Source organism: Sinomonas sp. ASV486 (assembly GCF_030908215.1).
Lineage (GTDB): Bacteria > Actinomycetota > Actinomycetes > Actinomycetales > Micrococcaceae > Sinomonas > Sinomonas puerhi.
Window position 1 is genome coordinate 189,933 of record NZ_JAVFJK010000009.1, and the last position, 16,077, is coordinate 206,009.

16 protein-coding genes are annotated in these 16,077 nt (G+C 70.1%); 2 read left to right on the plus strand and 14 right to left on the minus strand.

What is annotated here, in order from left to right:
• Positions 1–19: 19 nt before the first annotated feature.
• The gene (locus tag RBS60_RS14185; protein WP_307958214.1) at positions 20–1,135 is read left to right on the plus strand and encodes a glycerate kinase; all 1,116 of its coding nucleotides are present in this window, start codon (positions 20–22) and stop codon (positions 1,133–1,135) included.
• Between the two features lie 127 nt (positions 1,136–1,262).
• Here the strand turns inward: RBS60_RS14185 and idi are convergent, their stop codons facing one another.
• The 13 genes from idi to RBS60_RS14250 form a co-directional block, all read right to left on the minus strand.
• Entirely contained in the window at positions 1,263–1,787 is a 525-nt protein-coding gene (idi, locus tag RBS60_RS14190) for an isopentenyl-diphosphate Delta-isomerase (protein WP_307958215.1), read from the minus strand.
• Between the two features lie 4 nt (positions 1,788–1,791).
• Entirely contained in the window at positions 1,792–3,099 is a 1,308-nt protein-coding gene (locus RBS60_RS14195) for a solute carrier family 23 protein (RefSeq protein WP_307958216.1), read from the minus strand.
• 76 nt (positions 3,100–3,175) lie between these two features.
• Positions 3,176–3,601, minus strand: a complete 426-nt coding sequence (locus RBS60_RS14200) for a MaoC family dehydratase (protein WP_307958217.1) — start codon at positions 3,599–3,601, stop codon at positions 3,176–3,178.
• Positions 3,602–3,646: 45 nt separating this feature from the next.
• Positions 3,647–4,417 (minus strand): SDR family oxidoreductase, encoded by a 771-nt coding sequence (locus RBS60_RS14205; protein ID WP_307958218.1) that lies wholly within the window; start codon positions 4,415–4,417, stop codon positions 3,647–3,649.
• Entirely contained in the window at positions 4,417–5,712 is a 1,296-nt protein-coding gene (locus tag RBS60_RS14210; protein WP_307958219.1) for an acyl-CoA dehydrogenase family protein, read from the minus strand. The genes RBS60_RS14205 and RBS60_RS14210 overlap by 1 nt, the downstream gene beginning before the upstream one ends.
• A complete protein-coding gene (locus RBS60_RS14215; RefSeq protein WP_307958220.1) occupies positions 5,705–6,562 on the minus strand; it encodes a 3-hydroxyacyl-CoA dehydrogenase family protein in 858 nt (285 codons plus the stop codon). The genes RBS60_RS14210 and RBS60_RS14215 overlap by 8 nt, the downstream gene beginning before the upstream one ends.
• 5 nt (positions 6,563–6,567) lie before the next feature.
• A complete protein-coding gene (locus RBS60_RS14220; RefSeq protein ID WP_307958221.1) occupies positions 6,568–7,338 on the minus strand; it encodes an enoyl-CoA hydratase-related protein in 771 nt (256 codons plus the stop codon).
• Positions 7,339–7,342: 4 nt separating this feature from the next.
• Entirely contained in the window at positions 7,343–8,563 is a 1,221-nt protein-coding gene (locus tag RBS60_RS14225; protein WP_307958222.1) for an acyl-CoA dehydrogenase family protein, read from the minus strand.
• The gene (locus RBS60_RS14230; protein WP_307958223.1) at positions 8,560–10,230 is read right to left on the minus strand and encodes an AMP-binding protein; all 1,671 of its coding nucleotides are present in this window, start codon (positions 10,228–10,230) and stop codon (positions 8,560–8,562) included. The genes RBS60_RS14225 and RBS60_RS14230 overlap by 4 nt, the downstream gene beginning before the upstream one ends.
• Positions 10,231–10,270: 40 nt before the next feature.
• Positions 10,271–11,017, minus strand: coding sequence for a 3-oxoacyl-ACP reductase family protein (locus RBS60_RS14235; protein ID WP_307958224.1), 747 nt, complete (start codon positions 11,015–11,017; stop codon positions 10,271–10,273).
• Between the two features lie 29 nt (positions 11,018–11,046).
• Complete coding sequence (locus RBS60_RS14240; protein WP_307958225.1) at positions 11,047–12,192, minus strand: acyl-CoA dehydrogenase family protein; 1,146 nt, start codon at positions 12,190–12,192, stop codon at positions 11,047–11,049.
• Between the two features lie 49 nt (positions 12,193–12,241).
• A complete protein-coding gene (locus RBS60_RS14245; protein ID WP_307958226.1) occupies positions 12,242–13,099 on the minus strand; it encodes an enoyl-CoA hydratase-related protein in 858 nt (285 codons plus the stop codon).
• Positions 13,100–13,109: 10 nt separating this feature from the next.
• On the minus strand, positions 13,110–13,778 hold the full coding sequence (locus RBS60_RS14250; protein ID WP_307958227.1) for a TetR/AcrR family transcriptional regulator: 669 nt from the start codon (positions 13,776–13,778) through the stop codon (positions 13,110–13,112).
• Positions 13,779–13,997: 219 nt separating this feature from the next.
• On the opposite strand from RBS60_RS14250, the gene RBS60_RS14255 reads away from it, so the two are divergent.
• Positions 13,998–14,600, plus strand: coding sequence for a malonic semialdehyde reductase (locus RBS60_RS14255; RefSeq protein ID WP_307958228.1), 603 nt, complete (start codon positions 13,998–14,000; stop codon positions 14,598–14,600).
• Positions 14,601–14,788: 188 nt separating this feature from the next.
• Here the strand turns inward: RBS60_RS14255 and RBS60_RS14260 are convergent, their stop codons facing one another.
• Positions 14,789–15,997: an IS481 family transposase gene (locus tag RBS60_RS14260; RefSeq protein WP_307958229.1), complete on the minus strand. Its 1,209-nt coding sequence runs from the start codon at positions 15,995–15,997 to the stop codon at positions 14,789–14,791.
• Between the last annotated feature and the right edge of the window lie 80 nt (positions 15,998–16,077).

Here is a 16,077-nt window from a genome sequence, read left to right on the forward strand (position 1 = left end):
GTGCTGGCAGGATGGGGGAATGCGCATCCTCATCGCCCCGGACAAGTTCAAAGGCTCCCTCACGGCCGCCGAGGCCGCCGACGCCATGGCCGAGGGCGCCCTGGCCATCTACTCCGAGGCGGAGATCGTCCGCATGCCAGTCGCGGATGGCGGCGAGGGCACCCTCGAGGCGGCCGTCGCCGCGGGCTTCGAGGAACGGATCCGCGCCGTGACGGGCCCGCTCATCAAGCCGGTGGGCGCCGCGTGGGCGCTCAGGGGCACGACGGCGGTCATCGAGACCGCGCAGGCGTCCGGCCTCGCCGCCCTCGGCGCGGATCCTGATGCCGAGACGGCTGGCAGAGCCCATTCCTACGGCGCCGGGCAGCTCATCGCGGCCGCGCTCGACGCCGGGGCGACCGAGATCATCCTGGGCCTCGGCGGCTCCGCGATGACGGACGGCGGGTGCGGCGCCCTGCGAGCACTCGGCCTGCGTCCGCTCGACGCCGCCGGGAACGTTGTGCCGCTCGGCGGGGCCGCCCTCGCCGACGTCGTGTCCGTGGATGCCTCCGCCCTCGACCCTCGGCTTTCTAGCGCGCGTCTGCGCATCGCCGTCGACGTCCGCAATCCGCTGGTCGGAACCGACGGCGCCGCGCACGTCTTCGGGCCGCAGAAGGGCGCGGATGCCGAGGCCGTGGCGGCGCTCGACGCCGGTCTGCGCACCTGGGCCCGCGTCCTCGCCGAAGCGACGGGTCGCGACGTCGACGTTCCAGGCGCGGGCGCCGCGGGCGGCTTCCCGGCGGCGTTCCTCGCGTTCACGGACGCGCGGCTCGAGAGCGGCTTCGATCTCGTCGCGGAACTCGTGGGGCTCGATGCGCAGCTGGCCTCGGCCGACCTCGTCATCACGGGCGAGGGGTCGCTCGATGGGCAGTCGCTCACGGGCAAGGCGCCGATTGCGCTCGCGGACCGCGCGCGGGACCGCGGCATTCCCGTCATCGCCGTTGCCGGACGAATCGAGGCGACACCTGAGCAGCTCGCCGAGCACGGGATCGAGGCTGCGGGCGTGCTCGTCGACCTCGCGCCGACTCCCGCTGACGCCATCGCCAACGGCGCCGATTACGTCCGCCGCGCTGTCGCGGAGCTCCTCGCCGGCGCCTGATCCGCCGTCCATCTGGCGGGCGGGGTCACTTTTCAGGGTTGCGGGGTCAGGTCACAAGGTTGCGGGGTCAGGTCACAGGGTTGCGGGGTCACGTCTCGCGGTTGAGCGATGCCCCCGCCCGGGGTGGCTAGCGGCCCTGAGCTGCCAGGGCGTCGAGCTGCATGACGAGCCACGGACTGAACGCGTAGGGCGCCGCGGCGACGGCGGCGTGGAATTCGGCGACGTCGGACCAGGCCCACTCGGAGACCTCGTCCGGGTTCGGCGCCGGATCACCGGCAGCGACGGCGCGGAATACCGGGCAGATCTCGTACTCGACGATTCCCGAGACGTCCACGGCGCGGTACCGGAAGTCCGGCAGCACGGGTTCAATGGAGCCGACCTCGAGCCCGAGCTCCTGCTGGGCGCGGCGCCGGATTGCGTCGTCGAACGCCTCTCCCGGCGCGGGATGCCCGCAGAACGCGTTGGTCCATACCCCTGGCCACGTCTTCTTCGAGAGCGCCCGGCGCGTCACGAGCACGCGCCCGTCCGGCCCGAACACGTGGCAGGAGAACGCGAGGTGCAGCGGCGTATGGTCCGTGTGGACCGTGGCCTTGGGCGCGGTGCCGAGGAGTGCGCCGTTGTCGTCCACGAGCTGGACGAGTTCTTCGGTCATGTTCCTATTCTCCGATGCCCGACGCCGCCGGTTCCACAGCATCCTCGGTGGCGGTCCCGCGCCAGCGCGCGAGTGCCGTCATCCCGTGGAACACGATGAGCGCGGCGGCGGAGCCGAGCGCGATGCCCGCAAACGCGAGGCCGCCGAGTTTCCACGTGTAGTCGGCGATGCCGACGATGAGCGCCACGGCGGCGGTCGTGAGGTTGATCGGGTTGGAGAAGTTGACCCGGTTCTGCACCCAGATCTTCACGCCGAGCACACCGATCATGCCGTACAGCATCGTGGCCGCGCCCCCGAGCACGCCTGCCGGGACGGTCGCGATGAGCTCACCGAACTTGGGTGAGAAGCTCAGCAGCAGTGCCGCGAGCCCGGCCACCCAGTAGGCGGCGGTCGAGTAGACCTTCGTTGCGGCCATGACGCCGATGTTCTCCGCGTACGTTGTGGTGCCGGAGCCGCCGCCGAGGCCGGCGAGGACGGTCGCGGCGCCGTCGGCCATGAGGGCGCGGCCTGCCATGTCGTCCAGGTTCTGCCCCGTCATCGCGGCGACGCTCTTGACGTGCCCCACGTTCTCGGCGACGAGGACGAGCACCACGGGCACGAACAGCCCGAGCACGCCCACGTTGAAGGAGGGCGTCTGGAAGTGCGGCAGCCCGATCCACGCCGCCGCGTCGATGCGCGAGAAGTCGACCTCTCCGCGCCATACGGCCACGAGGTATCCGACCACCACACCGACGAGGATGCTGAGCCGCCCCAGGATTCCGCGGAACAGCACGGAGACAAGGATGATCGCGAGCAGCGTGATCAGCGCGGTGACCGGAGCGGCGTCGAAGTTCATCTTCGCGGCGGGCGCGAGGTTGAGCCCGATGAGCGCCACGATCGTGCCGGTCACGACGGGTGGCATGACGATGTTGATCCAGTGCGCGCCGAACTTCTGCACCACCGCTCCGACCGCCGCGAGCACCACGCCGGCCACGACTACGCCGCCGAGCGCGCCGGCCACACCGAACTGCTGCTGGGACGCCAGGATCGGGGCGATGAACGCGAAGGAGGACCCGAGGTAGCTCGGCACCCGGCCCCGCGTGATCACGAGGAACAGGAGCGTGCCCACGCCCGAGAAGAACAGGGTCGTGGCGGGCGGCATGTGCGTGAGGATCGGCACGAGGAACGTTGCACCGAACATCGCGACGACGTGCTGGAGGCCAACGCCGATCGTGATCGGCCACGCGAGCCGCTCCTGCGGGGCCACCACCTCGCCCGGCCTGATGGAGCGGCCGTCCCCGTGGAGCTTCCAGTTGGTTCCGAGCAGGCTCATCGAGCGCCTTCCGATGCGAGGGGGTGAGGTGGCCGGTGGATATCTTATCCCCGTGCGTCACCGCCTCGCGGCCCGGTCAGGAGTGCACCCACTTCACCACGTGACGGGCGACCGCGACCGCCTCTCCTTCCACGCGCGCCTCGACGGCCGCCGTGGCTCGCAGGGCGGCGGGGTCATACTCCTCCCACTCGTGGCGGAGCGCGAGAGTCTGCCCGGGGAATACCGGTTGGATGAACCGGATGCGGTCGTATCCGAGGGAAACCGGCGTGAACCCCTTCGGGCGCGCGTCCTCGAGGGCCCGCGCGGCGACCGCGGACATGAATCCGACGATGAGCGCCCCGTGGATCTGCCGCGTTCCGAATGGGGTGCCGCGCATGTACTCCTCGTCGGTGTGGTTGCTCGCGAAGTCGCCGGTGATCCCCGCGAAGAGCACGAGGTCCGTCTCGGTGACCGTCTTGCGGAAGACGGTCACGTGGCCGGGATCGAAGGGCGCGCTCTCCATGTGGCTCCTGACGTGGTCGAGTTGGGTGGTCCGTGGAACGGGCAGCTACATCGTGAGCCCGCCGGAGACGGACAGCACCTGGCCGGTGGTGAATCCGGCCTCCGCCGAGGCGAGGTGCGCTACCGCCGCCGCCACCTCCTCGGGCCGTGCCGCCCGGCCCTTGGGCACGGCCCTGAGGGTCCCCGCCATGACCTTCCCCGTGAGGCCGTCGGCGGCGAGCATGCCCGCGAGGAGCCCGGTGTCGGTGGGGCCGGGGGAGACGACGTTGATCGTCACATCTGTGCGGGCGGTCTCGCGGGCCACGGCTCGCGCGAGCCCGTGCAGTCCCGCCCGCGCGGACGACGACGCGGCGTCGCCGAGGGTGCCCGCCTTGCCGCTGTCTGACCCGACGAGCACGATCCGGCCGAATCCGGCCTCGACCATCTCGGGGAGGACGGCGCGGACGAGGAGCATCGGCCCGACGAGCTCGGTCCGGACGATGTCCTGGATGACGGCCGGATCGGTCTTCGCGAGGATCTCCAAAGGGTGCCGGTGCCCGGTGGTCACGACGAGGGTGTCGATTCCCCCGAGCGCTGCGCCCGCGCTCCCGCCCGGCCCCGCGACGTCGTCCACCGATGCCGGATCCGCGGCATCCAGTCTCGCGGACCCGGCCCACGAGTCAGCCGGGAGCCGTGCGCCGAGGGCCGCCGCGCCGTCGTGATCGGAGCGGTAGGTGCCGAACACGCGGGATCCCTCCGCGGCGAGCCGCAGCGCCACGGCGGCCCCGATCCCTCCCGTCCCCACGAGGAGGACCCGCCTTCCGCTGAAGGTCCCCATCAGAACGCGGACCGCCCCGTCACCTTGCGCCCGATCAGGAGCGACTGGATGAACTCGGTGCCCTCGTAGGTGTGCACCACTTCCATGTCGGTGAGGTGCCTTGCCACGTGGAAGTCGAGCAGGAGGCCGTTGCCGCCGAGGAGGTCGCGGGCCTGCTGGGCGATCGTGCGCGCCTTGTTGGAGGTGTGCATCTTCGCGAGCGAGGCCATGGTCCCGCTCCACTTTCCGGCCTCCTGCAGCTCGGCCATGCGGAAGCAGATGAGCTGCATGGCCGTGAGCTCGGCGAGCATGGAGGCGAGCGTGGCCTGAACGAGCTGATAGGTCGCGATCGGTTGGCCGAACTGCTCGCGGACCTCCGTGTAGGCGACGGCGGCCTCGAAGCACGCGATGCCGTGGCCGAGGGCCTCCCAGCTGGCGCCACCGCGCGTCGTCGCGAGCACGCGGGACGTGTCCTTGAAGCTGTTCGCTTCGGGGAGCCGATTGGCCTCGGGGATCCGCAGGCTGTCGAAGCCGAGGTCGGCCTGGAGGATGGCGCGCTTGCCGATCTTCCCGTCGATGGTTCGGGCCGAGAAGCCCTCCGGCACGCTCTCGGGGTTGCGGGGGTCCTCGCGCTCCATGACGAAGGCCTTGACCTCGCCGTCGGCCTCGTCGCGGGCCCAGATGACCACGAGGTGCGCCATCGAGCCGTTGCCGATCCAGCGCTTGGCCCCGTTGATGACCCACGAGTCGCCATCGCGGCGGGCCGTCGTCTCGAGCTGCGCCGAGTCCGATCCGTGGCGCGGCTCGGTGAGGGCGAACGCGCCGATCTTCTCGAGCCGAACCATGCCGGGGAGCCAGCGTCCCTTCTGTTCCTCGGAGCCGAGCAGGTTGATGGTGCCCATGGTCAGGTTCGCCTGGACGCCGAGGAACGTGTTGACCGACCCGTCGCCGCGCGCGAGCTCCACTGTGGCGAGGCCCGCGGCCAGCCGCGAGAGCCCGGCCGCACCGTGCCCGCGGATCACGCCGCCCACGAGGCCAGTCGCAGCGAGGTCCGGCAGGAGCTCCCACGGGAACTCGGCGCGCTCCCAGTACCCGTTGATCACCGGGAGCACCCGGGTGTCGACGAACGCGCGCATGCGTGCCCGGGCGTCCGCGGCGTCAGCCGGGAGGCCCCCGGCGAGGAGCAGGTAGTCGGTGTCCCGCGGGACCGTGAGGCGCTCGCGGAGCGCCGCGAGGTACTCGTCGGTCTCGGAGAATCCGGGTCCGGACCCCGGCCCGGACCCGGACTCGGCCACGCTGCTTGCCAGCTCACTCATACGTGTACCAACCCTTCCCGGTCTTGCGGCCGAACTCGCCGGCCTCGTATTTGGCCGTGACGAGCGGGTGGGGGAGGTCCTTCTCGTCCCCGGTCTGCCCATAGGCGGCCTGGCGGATGAGGTACGTGACGTCGAGGCCCACGAGGTCCATGAGCTCGAAGGGCCCCATCGGATAGCCCAGGGCATCCTTGGCCGCGGTGTCGATGTCCTCGAGGGACGCGACGCCGCCGGCATACAAGGCCAGCGCCTCGTCCCGCACCGCGCCCATGAGCCGGTTGGCGACGAAGCCGGGGATCTCCTTGTTCAGGAGCACCGGCGACTTGCCCATCGCCCGGGCCACCTCGACCACCGTCGCGACGGTCTCGTCCGAGGTCTGCGGGTTCCGCACGATCTCCACGGCCCTCATCACCAGCGCCGGGTTGAAGAAGTGCATGTTGCAGACCTTCTCCGGGCGCCCGGTCGCGTCGGCGACCGTCGAGGAGGCCAGTGTGGAGGAGTTCGTCGCGAGGATCGCTTGGGCTGGCGCGAATGCGTCGAGCTCGGCGAAGATGGCCCGCTTGACCTCGAGCTTCTCCGTCGCGGCCTCGATCACAAGGTCCGCGTCCGCGGCGGCCGCCGCGAGGTCGGTCGTGAACGCGATGCGCTCCCACGCGTCGGCGGCCTGGGCCTCGCCGAGCCGGCCCTTCGCGACCCGCCCGTCGAGCCAGCGGTGCATGTCCGCCTCCGCGGCGGAGACGGCCTCAGCGCTCACGTCTCGCACCGCCGTCGTGAATCCCGCGACGGCCGCCGCCATGCCGATCTGGCGGCCCATCGCTCCGGAGCCGACCACGAGGACTGTCCGCACGTCCATGCCGCTCACCGTCCCGCGAATTCCGCGGGACGCTTGGCAAGGAACGCCGCGGCGCCCTCGGCCTTGTCCTCGGTCGTGTAGAGGAGGGTCTGCGCGAGCCTCTCGAGCAGGAGACCCGTCTTCTGGTCGGCATCGGCGCCCTGGCGGATCACCAGCTTGCCGAGCCGCACCGCGAGCGGGCCTTTGGAAAGGATGGTCGCGGCGGTCGCGGCGGCGGTCGCCCCGAGGTCCTCGCGAGGCACGACGGCGGTCACGAGCCCGTAGCGCTCGGCCTCGCCCGCCGTCAGCACCCGGCTCGTGAGGATCATCTCGACGGCGCGGCCGGTGCCGACAAGCCGCGTGAGCCGCTGGGTCCCGCCCGCGCCCGGGAGGACGCCGAGGGTCGCCTCGGGCAGGCCCATCTTCGCGCCGACGGCCGCGATGCGGATGTCGCAGCTCATGGCGAGCTCGAGTCCCCCGCCCATCGCGACGCCGTTGAGCGCCGCGATCGTGGGCTTGGGGTAGTCCTCGATCCGGTCGTACAGCTTCTGCATGTGCGCGGCGAGCCCGTACGCGAGGTCGTAGCCCGCGAGCTGGGTGATGTCCGCGCCCGCCACGAAGGCCTTCTCGCCAGCGCCCGTGAAAACGACGGCTCCCACGGACGCGTCGTCCTCCCACGCGTCCAGGACGGCGCCGATCTCGCCGAGCACGGTCTTCGAGAGGGCGTTGCGGACCTCGGGGCGGTTGACGGTGATGGTTCCGACGGCGCCGTCGAGGGACGTGGTGATGGTCTCCATGCCCCTACCGCCCCGCCGCCGCGAAGGCCCCGACGCCCGTGAGCGCGCGGCCGAGGATGAGCGCGTGCACCTCGTCAGTGCCCTCGTACGTCCGCACGGACTCGAGGTTGTTCGCGTGGCGCAGCGGGGAGTGGTCCAGCGTGATCCCGTTGCCGCCGAGCATCTCGCGGGCGTCCCGCGCGATGCGGATGGCCTCGCGGCAGTTGTTCAGCTTGCCCACCGAGATCATGGTCGGGTTGAGGGTCCCGGCGTCCTTGGCGCGGCCGATCTGGAGCGCGAGGAGGTAGCCCTTGTTGATCTCGAGCGCCATGTCCGCGAGTTTGGCCTGGGTCAGCTGGAACGCGGAGAGCGGCATCCCGAACTGGGTCCGCTCGGAGCTGTAGCGCAGCACTTCCTCGAAGCTGTCCTGCGCGGCGCCCATGGCGCCCCAGATGATCCCGTAGCGGGCCTCGTTGAGGCAGGCGAAGGGGCCCTTGAGGCCGATCGCGCTCTCGCCCGGGAGGATCGCGTCGGCGGGGAGCCGGACGTCTTCGAGCGTGATGTCGCATTGGACCGAAGCGCGCATCGACAGTTTGGGCTCGATCGCCACGGCGTGGAAGCCGGGCGTGTCGGTGGGGACTACGAACCCGCGCACGCCGCGGGCATCGCCGTGCTCGCCCGTCTGGGCCCAGATGATCGCGACGTCGGCGAGCGTCGCGAGGCCGATCCACCGCTTGGCGCCGTTGAGCACCCAGTCGCCGCCCGGCTCCTGCACCGCGGTGGTGCGCATCGAGGCCGGGTCCGAGCCCGCCGTCGGCTCCGTCAGCCCGAAGCAGCCGACGGCGCGTCCCGCCGCCATCTCGGGCAGCCAGTGCTGCTTCTGCTCCTCGGAGCCGTGCTTGTGGATCGCGGACATCGCGAGCGAGCCCTGGACCGAGACGAAGGTGCGCAGGCCGGAGTCGCCGGCCTCGAGCTCCGAGGCCGCGAGACCGTACATGACGGCGGAGCGCCCCGCGCAGCCGTAGCCCGTCAGGTGCATGCCGAGGAGGCCGAGCTTCGCGAGCTCGGGGATGATCTCGCGGGGGAAGACGGCCTGCTCGTACCAGCCGGCGATGTTCGGGCGGATGTGCGTGTCGACGAGGTCGCGGACCGCGCGGGCCAGGTCCTTCTCCTCGGCGGTGAGCTGGGCGTCGAGGCCCGTGAGGTCGGCTGGCCCGAAGACCGAGCCGCTGCTGTGCGTGGTCACGCCTTTGCCTCCTGGCTGAATTCCTCCGACAGCTCCTGCCGGATCTTGAACTTCTGGATCTTGCCGCTCGGGGTCCGCGGGAAGTCGGCGACGACCTTGAGGATCTCCGGCCAGTACGGCTTGGCGAGGCCCTTCGTTTCGAGGAATGCCCTGAGGTCCTCGAGCGTGAATGGGTCGGCGTCCTTGAGCTGGACCACGGCGCCGCCGATCTCCTGGAGACGGGGGTGCGGGACTGCGACGAGCGCGACGGCGGCGATCCGCGGGTGCTCGTAGAGGACGTTCTCCACGTAGGCCACGGGGACGTTCTCGCCGCCGCGCACGATGATGTCCTTGGTGCGGCCTGCGAGCCGCACGTACGAGTCATCGTCCTGCGTGCCGAGGTCGCCGGTGTCGAACCAGTCGCCGTCGAACTCGTTCCGCGTCACGTCGAGCTGCTCGAGGTAGCCGCGGAAGAGGAACGGGCCGCGCACCTGGATCCGGCCCTCGGTTCCCGCCGGCACGGCGCGGCCCTGGTCGTCGACGATCCGCAGCTTCATGCCGGGAAGCACGCGGCCGTCGGAGTCGAGGACCTTTTCGACGGGGTCCTGCGGGCTGCCCATCGTCACGAGGCAACATTCGGTCTGGCCCCACCCGCCGAACACGTTCAGGGCTGGGAGCTTGTCCTTCGCGGCGTGCACGACGGCGCGGGGGATCGGCGCCCCCATGCAACAGAAGCGCACGAGGCTCGAGAGGTTGTGGTCCGCGAGGTTCTGCGCGGTCAGGATGTCCTGGAGGAACGGGGTGGCGCCTGAGGTGTGCTGTATGCCGTGCCTCTCCACAAGCTCCACGAATTCGGCGGCCTGCCAGACCTCCTGAAAGACCCCCGTGGCGCCGAGCATGATGGGGAGCGCGACGCCGAAGAGGTAGCCCGTGAGGTGGCCGAACGTCGAGGCCATGTGGATCACCGAGGAGTCGTCCATCCCGAGCCGGTCCGGCCACGGGAGCGCACCCGAGAGGACGGTGTTGTGGCTGTGCATGGCACCCTTGGGGCGTCCCGTCGTGCCCGAGGTGAACATGATGAGCGCGAGCGAGTCCGGGTCGGGGCGCCGCGCGGCGGCCTCCTGGGCGGAGAGCCCGCGGGCCCGGCCGCGCCCGGCGAGGTCAGACCACGAGAGGAAACCCTCGGGTGCTCGAGCCGTTGCGGGACCCGTTCCGAGCACGACGGCGTGATGCAGGTCCGTGAGTCCGCCGCGGAGCCGCTCGATCATCGCAGGATAGTCGAAGCCCCGGAACGTCTCAGGGATAAAGATGACCTTGGCGCGGGCCTTCTTGGCCATGTACTCGATCTCGCGATCGCGGTAGATAGGGATGAGCGCGTTGGTCACCGCGCCGACACGCTCGGTGGCGAGGTGGGCGACGATCCACTCGTGCCGGTTCGGCAGCTGGATCGAGACGGTGTCCCCGGCATCGACGCCGAGGGAGACGAGTCCAGCCGCGATGGCCTCGACCTCGTCCGCCATCTCGCGGTAGGTCTTGGCGCCGGAGGCGTCGATCGAGGCAACCTTGTCGGGGTGCGCCGCAACGGCGTCGTCAAAGTAGTCGATGAGGAGACGGTCCTTCCAGTACCTGTTGGTCCTGAAGTCCGCCGCGTTCTCCGGCAGCGGAAGCATCTCGAAGGGCGAGCTCATGGTGATGTCCGTTCGGCTAGTGAGGCAGGGGAGGGCGTGCTCACGCCATCGTGAGTCCGCCGGAGACCGAGAGGGTCTGGCCGGTGATGAACGCAGCCTCGTCCGAGGCCAGGAAGGCCACGGCGTTGGCGAGGTCCTCGGGCTGGGCCAGGCGGCGCAGCGGGATGGACTTCTCGAGCGCGGCGCGCAGCTTCGGGTTCTCGGCGCTGATCCCTGCGAAGAGCGGGGTATCGGCGGGCCCGGGGCACACGCAGTTCACGGTGAAGCCCTGGCGGGCGGTCTCGCGGGCGAGGGTCTTGCTGAAGGAGATGATGCCGCCCTTCGCCGCGGAGTAGACGGCCTCGCCCGAGGAGCCGACCCGGCCGGCGTCGGACGCGATGTTCACGACCGTGGCCCGCTCCTGGCCCGCCACCGCGCGCAGGAACGCCTGGCTGCAGTGCAGCGTGCCGTACAGGTTGATCGCGACGACGCGGTCCCAGTCGGCGACGTCGCTGTCCACGAACGGGCCGACCTTGTCCCAGCCGGCGTTGTTCACGAGCACGTCGATCCGCCCGAACTCGGCCTGCACGGCGCGGACCATCTCGTCCACCGACTCGCGCGACGTGACGTCGGTGCGCACGCCGATGGACCTGTTGCCCAGCGCCGCGGCGGTCTCCTTCGCGGCGGGCTCGTTGAGGTCGCTCACGACGACGGTCGCGCCCTCGGCGGCGAGCTTGGTGGCGATGCCCTTGCCGATGCCGGAGGCACCGCCGGTGACGATCGCGATCTTGTTCTCGAGCTTTCCCATGATTCTCCTTGGCGTGGTGAGTGCGGGGCTCACGGCGCGTAGGCGCGGCCCGCGATGTTCCTGGCGATGATCATCTTCATGATCTGGGCGGTTCCGTCGCCGATCTGCAGGCCCAGGACGTCCCGGAGGCGCTGCTCGATTGGCTTGTCCGTGCGGTAGCCGAACTGGCCGTGCAGGAGGAGGCAGGAGTTGATGACGTCATAGGAGGTCTTCGGTGCCCACCACTTGCACATCGCGGCCTGGGCCGTGTGGGGGAGGCCGTTGTCCTTGAGCCACAAGGTCTGGTGGCATAGGAGCCGGGCCGCGCTCAGGAGCGTCTCGCTCTCGGCGAGCGGGAACGCGACGCCCTGGAACCTGCTCAGCGGCTGGTCGAAGGCGGCACGCCCCTTGACGTACTCCCACGTCTCCTCGACCGTGGCCGCCGCGGTGCCGATGCACTGCAGGCCGATGAGGGCCCGCGAGAAGTCGAACCCCTGCATGACCTGGGTGAACCCCTGGTCCTCGGCGCCGAGGAGGTGATCGTCAGGGATCCAGGCGTTCGAGTAGTGGGCGAAGCCGCGGGTCACGGCCTTCGTGCCCATGTCGTCCACGGCCTCGAGCTCGATGCCGTCGGCGTGCAGGTCCGTGATGAACGCGCTGATTCCGCGGCCGCGGCCCTGGCCGTGGTCAGTCTTCGCGAAGACGACAGCGGCGTCCGCCTGGAGGGCGAAGGACATCGACTTGGTCCCGTTCAGGACCCAGCCGCCGCGCTCGCGGCGGGCCGTGAGGGAGGGACTGCCGGCGTCGGAGCCGGCGTTCGGCTCAGACAGGCCAATCGCCACGATCCCCTCGCCGCTCGTGATGCGCGGGACCCAGCGGGCGGCGACCTCCGGGGTCGCGTTGCTCGCGAGGATCTGCCCCACGAGGGAGCCGACCACCTGGACGTACGCGACATTGAAGTCGCCGCGGGCGATCTCCTCCGTGATGAGGCCAGACGTGAGGCGCTGCTCGCTCCGGCCGCCGAACTCGACGGGGAGCTCGGGGGCGATGAGGCCGCGCCCACCCATCTCGCGGCGCAGCTCGGGTTCGATGCGCCGGTCCGTCTCGCGCTGCTTGTAGCCGGGGGCGATCTGGTCCGCGACCTCGCGGGCTTCCTTGATGAACTGCTGCTGGGATTCTGTGAACGTGAAGTCCATGGCGTTCGCTGCTCTTCTCTCGACGCTGAGGTGGGGGCGGGGTGGGGTCCTAGTGGTACTGGACCTTGCTCGCGAAGTCCGGAGTGCGCTTCTCGGCGAACGCCGCGGCGCCCTCGGCGCCCTCGGGCGAGGCGACGAAGAGGTCCAGGGCGGACATCGCGAGGTTGCTCAGGCCCGCCTGGTGGTCGGTGTCCGCGTTGAAGGACTGCTTGAGGAAGCGGATCGCCGTCGGGCTCTTCTCGGCGATCTCGTCGGCCCAGTCCATCGCCTCGTCCATGAGGCGCTCGGGCTCGACCACCGTGTTGGCGAGGCCCCAGCGCTCGGCGGTCGCGGCGTCGTACAGGCGGCACAGGTACCAGATCTCGCGGGCGCGCTTCTCGCCCACCACGCGGGCGAGGTAGGCCGAGCCGAACCCGGCGTCGAACGATCCGACGCGCGGGCCGGCCTGCCCGAAGCGGGCGGTGGAGGACGCGATCGTGAGGTCGCACAGGACGTGCAGCACGTGGCCGCCGCCCACCGCGACGCCGTTGACGGCCGCAATGACGGGCTTCGGGATGTCCCGGATTAGCTTGTGGAGGTTGCCGATCTCGAACATGCCGGACTCGGTGGACCCGTAGTCGCCCGTCTCGGCGCGCTGCTTCACGTCGCCGCCCGTGCAGAAGGCCTTCTCGCCGGCACCCGTGAGGATCACGGCCTGCACGCCGTGGTCCGCCCACGCGAGCCGGAACGCCTTGATGAGCTCTTCGACGGTCTTGCCGCGGAACGCGTTGTAGCGCTCGGGGCGATTGATGGTGATGATCGCGGCGGCGTTGCGGCGCTCGTAGACGACATCCTCGAACGCGGGAACGGCGGGCGCGGCCGTGGCCCTCGAGCTCGAGGTGGTGGCGGTGGTGGTCTGGTCTGTCATGGCTGTCCTTTCAGGCGAGGTTGCCGAGGAGGTCTGCGTAGGCGGCCCGGTGCTCGGGCCGGATCACGGAGGAGAGGGCGAGCGCGGTGTGCTCGGCCACGTACTGCTCGTGGGTCATGAAGCGGCCGAAGTACCAGTGCTTGAGGGCCCACAGGTGGGCCGTGGTCAGGAGGCCGTAGGCGAAGACCTGCAGGTTGACGTCCCGGATGAGGCCGGCATCGAACGCGTCGCGGGCCGCCGCGATGAGCGGTCCTGCGCTCTCGACCTCGAGGTTCTTGATGGTCTCGCGTCCCTCGGGCTCCAGGGTCTTGGACTCCTGGTAGGCCAGGACGGCTGCCTCGCGGAGCTCCTGCACCACGGCGCAGTACCCCGCGAACGCCGCAGCGATGCGGCGCACTGGATCGGCCTGGTCCGCGGTTGCCGAGGCCACGCGCACGCTGAACTCGTGCAGCACGTCCTCGATCACGGCCTGCACGAGTTCCTGCTTGTTGCCGAAGTAGCGGTAGATGAGCCCAACGCTCACGCCGGCCTCGTCTGCCACATTCTGCATCGAGACGGACTGCGATCCCGCCCCGCCGAGGAGGTGGGCTGCGGCATTGAGCAGCTGCCTCCTGCGGGAGTCGACGAGCGCGGAACGTGCTGCCTCCGCGGCGTCGTTGCGGGCTTCGCTGGTCTGCATGGGGCCTCCGGGCGAACTGGTGTGAACTGAATTGGCATTCAATGTGAATGAAGCTTCATTCACTCGCTTCAGACTAGTGAGGCCCGTCACGCCGGTCAAGGGCCTCTTGGCGCGAATGTGGGGGATGTCACCGCTCGATGCGGGAAGCGAAACGAATGACGGCGGGTTGTCGCCTGATGGAGAACGGTCGCCCGGGCCGTCGCAAGGAGTTGAACCCGCATGAGCATCGCGCACCAGGAGGCTGTCCTCGACGCCGCCGCAGTCGACGCACTCTTCACCGAGGCCCGCACGGCGAACACGTTCACCGGCGAAGTGACCGACGAGCAGGCACAGGCCATCTATGAGCTGGCCAAGTTCGGCCCGACAGCGTTCAACAACCAGCCGCTGCGCGTCACGTTCGTCCGCTCGGCCGAGGCCCGCGGGCGCCTTGTGCAGCACATGAACCGCGGCAACCAGGCCAAGACACTCGCCGCCCCCCTCGTCGCGGTGCTCGCGTTCGATACCGAGTGGCACGAGCACTTCGAGACGTTCCTCCCGCAGGCAGCCGGGCTGAAGGCGATGTTCGACGACGACGTGGTCCGCTACGGCACCGGCCGCGACAACGCCCACCTCCAGGCCGGGTACTTCATCCTCGCCGTTCGCTCCCTCGGTCTCGCCGCTGGCCCAATGACCGGCGCGGACTTCTCCGCGATTGACGCCGACTTCTTCCCCGGGGGCGGCCGCAAGAGCTTCCTCGTGGTCAACATCGGCCGCCCCGGCGAGGACGCATGGGGCCCCGCGAAGACCAAGTTCGCGTACGAGGACGTCGTCGAGACCGTCTGAGAAGGACGGGGCCATCCGAGAAGAAGGCCCTCCAGCCGCGCACGACCCCCGGGCAAGAGCTGACCCCGCGCCCACGGGAGTTGACCCCCCACCCACAAGAGGTGACCCCGCAGCTTTGCTGGGTCACCTCTCAACGTTGTGGGGTCAAGTCCCTAGGTTGCGGGGTCTGTGATGTAGCGGGACATCCTTTACGGATGTGGCGGGACATCGTTGACACCCCCGGTCTTCGGACCGGGGGTGTTCTGTTTTTTGGGCTGGTAGCCGCGGGTGGGATTGATGGTGAATTCGGCGAGGATCTCGCCGGTGCCGTGCTCGATGGCGGTGGCCTCGGCGTCGTGGACGAGCAGGATGATGCGTTTGTGCCTGTGGGCGCGGCCGATGCCGAGGTGACGGAGGCGTCCCGCGTGGCGGAGGGTGACCTTGCCGTCGGCGTCGACGCGGTCGGTCCGGACGCGGAAGTGTGCCCCCTGGGCGGCGGCCGCGGGGCCGGCCTTGGGGGTCTGGGCGTAGGCCTCGGCGGGTGTGTGCCTGCCGAGCGCGCGGTGGGGGCGTTCGTGGTTGTAGACGTGGCGGAATCTGGTGAGCTGGTCGTTCAGGTCCTCGATGGTCTGGGCCGGAGGCTGGCTGTGGAGCCATTTCTTCAGGGTCTGGTGGAAGCGCTCGATCTTGCCCTGGGTCTGGGGGTGGCCGGGGGATCCGTTCTTCTGGACGATCCCGAGCCCTGCGATGAGGCTCTCGAAGGCGTTGCGGCCTCCTTTCCCGCCGGCCAGGCGGGTGGTGTAGACCATGCCGTTGTCGGTCAGGGTGCTGGCGGGCAGGCCGTGTTCCTGTGCGGTGTCCAGGAAGGCGTCCACGACGATGGCGCCGGTCGTCCTGGGGTGGGCGGTGAGGTGGAGCAGGCAGCGGGAGTGGTCGTCGAGGAAGTCGATGATCTCGGTGTCGGTGCCGTCGGCCAGGTGCCAGTGGGTGAAGTCGGACTGCCAGGTCTCGTTGGGCTGGGCCGCGGCGAAGCGTCGCAGGGAGGACTTGGGACGCTTGTGGGGTTCGGGGGCGACCGCGCCGGCGGCCCGGAGGATGCGGTGGATGGTGGTGCTCGCGGGCACCGGGAGGCCCTCGCGTCCGAGATGGGCAGCGATGGTCTCGGCCCCGGAGTCCAGGCCCTTGGCCTGCAGGTCGGCGCGTAGGACCAGGATCCTCTCCTGAACGTTGGCCGGCGTCTGCTGCGGGCTGGTGCGGGGCCGCCGGGAGCGGGCCTCGAGGCCGGCCTCTCCTTCGGCTGCGTGGCGGGCGATGAGTTGGTGGACCCATTGGCGGCTGATGCCGTACCGGCGGGCTGCTTCGGCCTTGGACATCCCACCCTCAAGGACTGCGACGACGATGACCTTGTTCTTCGACATGGCAGAAGCCCAATGGGCGAGGTGTCAACGATGTCCCGCGACATGCCGGAAGGCGTCAACGATGTCCCGCCACAGCAGTC

Excerpts from the sequence above, each read along its gene's own strand:
- RBS60_RS14230 (WP_307958223.1), bottom strand. The coding sequence starts at position 10,230 with ATGAGCTCGCCCTTCGAGATGCTTCCGCTGCCGGAGAACGCGGCGGAC.
- RBS60_RS14255 (WP_307958228.1), top strand. The coding sequence starts at position 13,998 with ATGAGCATCGCGCACCAGGAGGCTGTCCTCGACGCCGCCGCAGTCGAC.
- RBS60_RS14245 (WP_307958226.1), bottom strand. The coding sequence starts at position 13,099 with ATGACAGACCAGACCACCACCGCCACCACCTCGAGCTCGAGGGCCACG.
- RBS60_RS14205 (WP_307958218.1), bottom strand. The coding sequence starts at position 4,417 with ATGGGGACCTTCAGCGGAAGGCGGGTCCTCCTCGTGGGGACGGGAGGG.
- RBS60_RS14195 (WP_307958216.1), bottom strand. The coding sequence starts at position 3,099 with ATGAGCCTGCTCGGAACCAACTGGAAGCTCCACGGGGACGGCCGCTCC.
- RBS60_RS14185 (WP_307958214.1), top strand. The coding sequence starts at position 20 with ATGCGCATCCTCATCGCCCCGGACAAGTTCAAAGGCTCCCTCACGGCC.
- idi (WP_307958215.1), bottom strand. The coding sequence starts at position 1,787 with ATGACCGAAGAACTCGTCCAGCTCGTGGACGACAACGGCGCACTCCTC.
- RBS60_RS14240 (WP_307958225.1), bottom strand. The coding sequence starts at position 12,192 with ATGGACTTCACGTTCACAGAATCCCAGCAGCAGTTCATCAAGGAAGCC.
- RBS60_RS14235 (WP_307958224.1), bottom strand. The coding sequence starts at position 11,017 with ATGGGAAAGCTCGAGAACAAGATCGCGATCGTCACCGGCGGTGCCTCC.
- RBS60_RS14215 (WP_307958220.1), bottom strand. The coding sequence starts at position 6,562 with ATGGACGTGCGGACAGTCCTCGTGGTCGGCTCCGGAGCGATGGGCCGC.
- RBS60_RS14200 (WP_307958217.1), bottom strand. The coding sequence starts at position 3,601 with ATGGAGAGCGCGCCCTTCGATCCCGGCCACGTGACCGTCTTCCGCAAG.
- RBS60_RS14250 (WP_307958227.1), bottom strand. The coding sequence starts at position 13,778 with ATGCAGACCAGCGAAGCCCGCAACGACGCCGCGGAGGCAGCACGTTCC.
- RBS60_RS14210 (WP_307958219.1), bottom strand. The coding sequence starts at position 5,712 with ATGAGTGAGCTGGCAAGCAGCGTGGCCGAGTCCGGGTCCGGGCCGGGG.
- RBS60_RS14260 (WP_307958229.1), bottom strand. The coding sequence starts at position 15,997 with ATGTCGAAGAACAAGGTCATCGTCGTCGCAGTCCTTGAGGGTGGGATG.
- RBS60_RS14220 (WP_307958221.1), bottom strand. The coding sequence starts at position 7,338 with ATGGAGACCATCACCACGTCCCTCGACGGCGCCGTCGGAACCATCACC.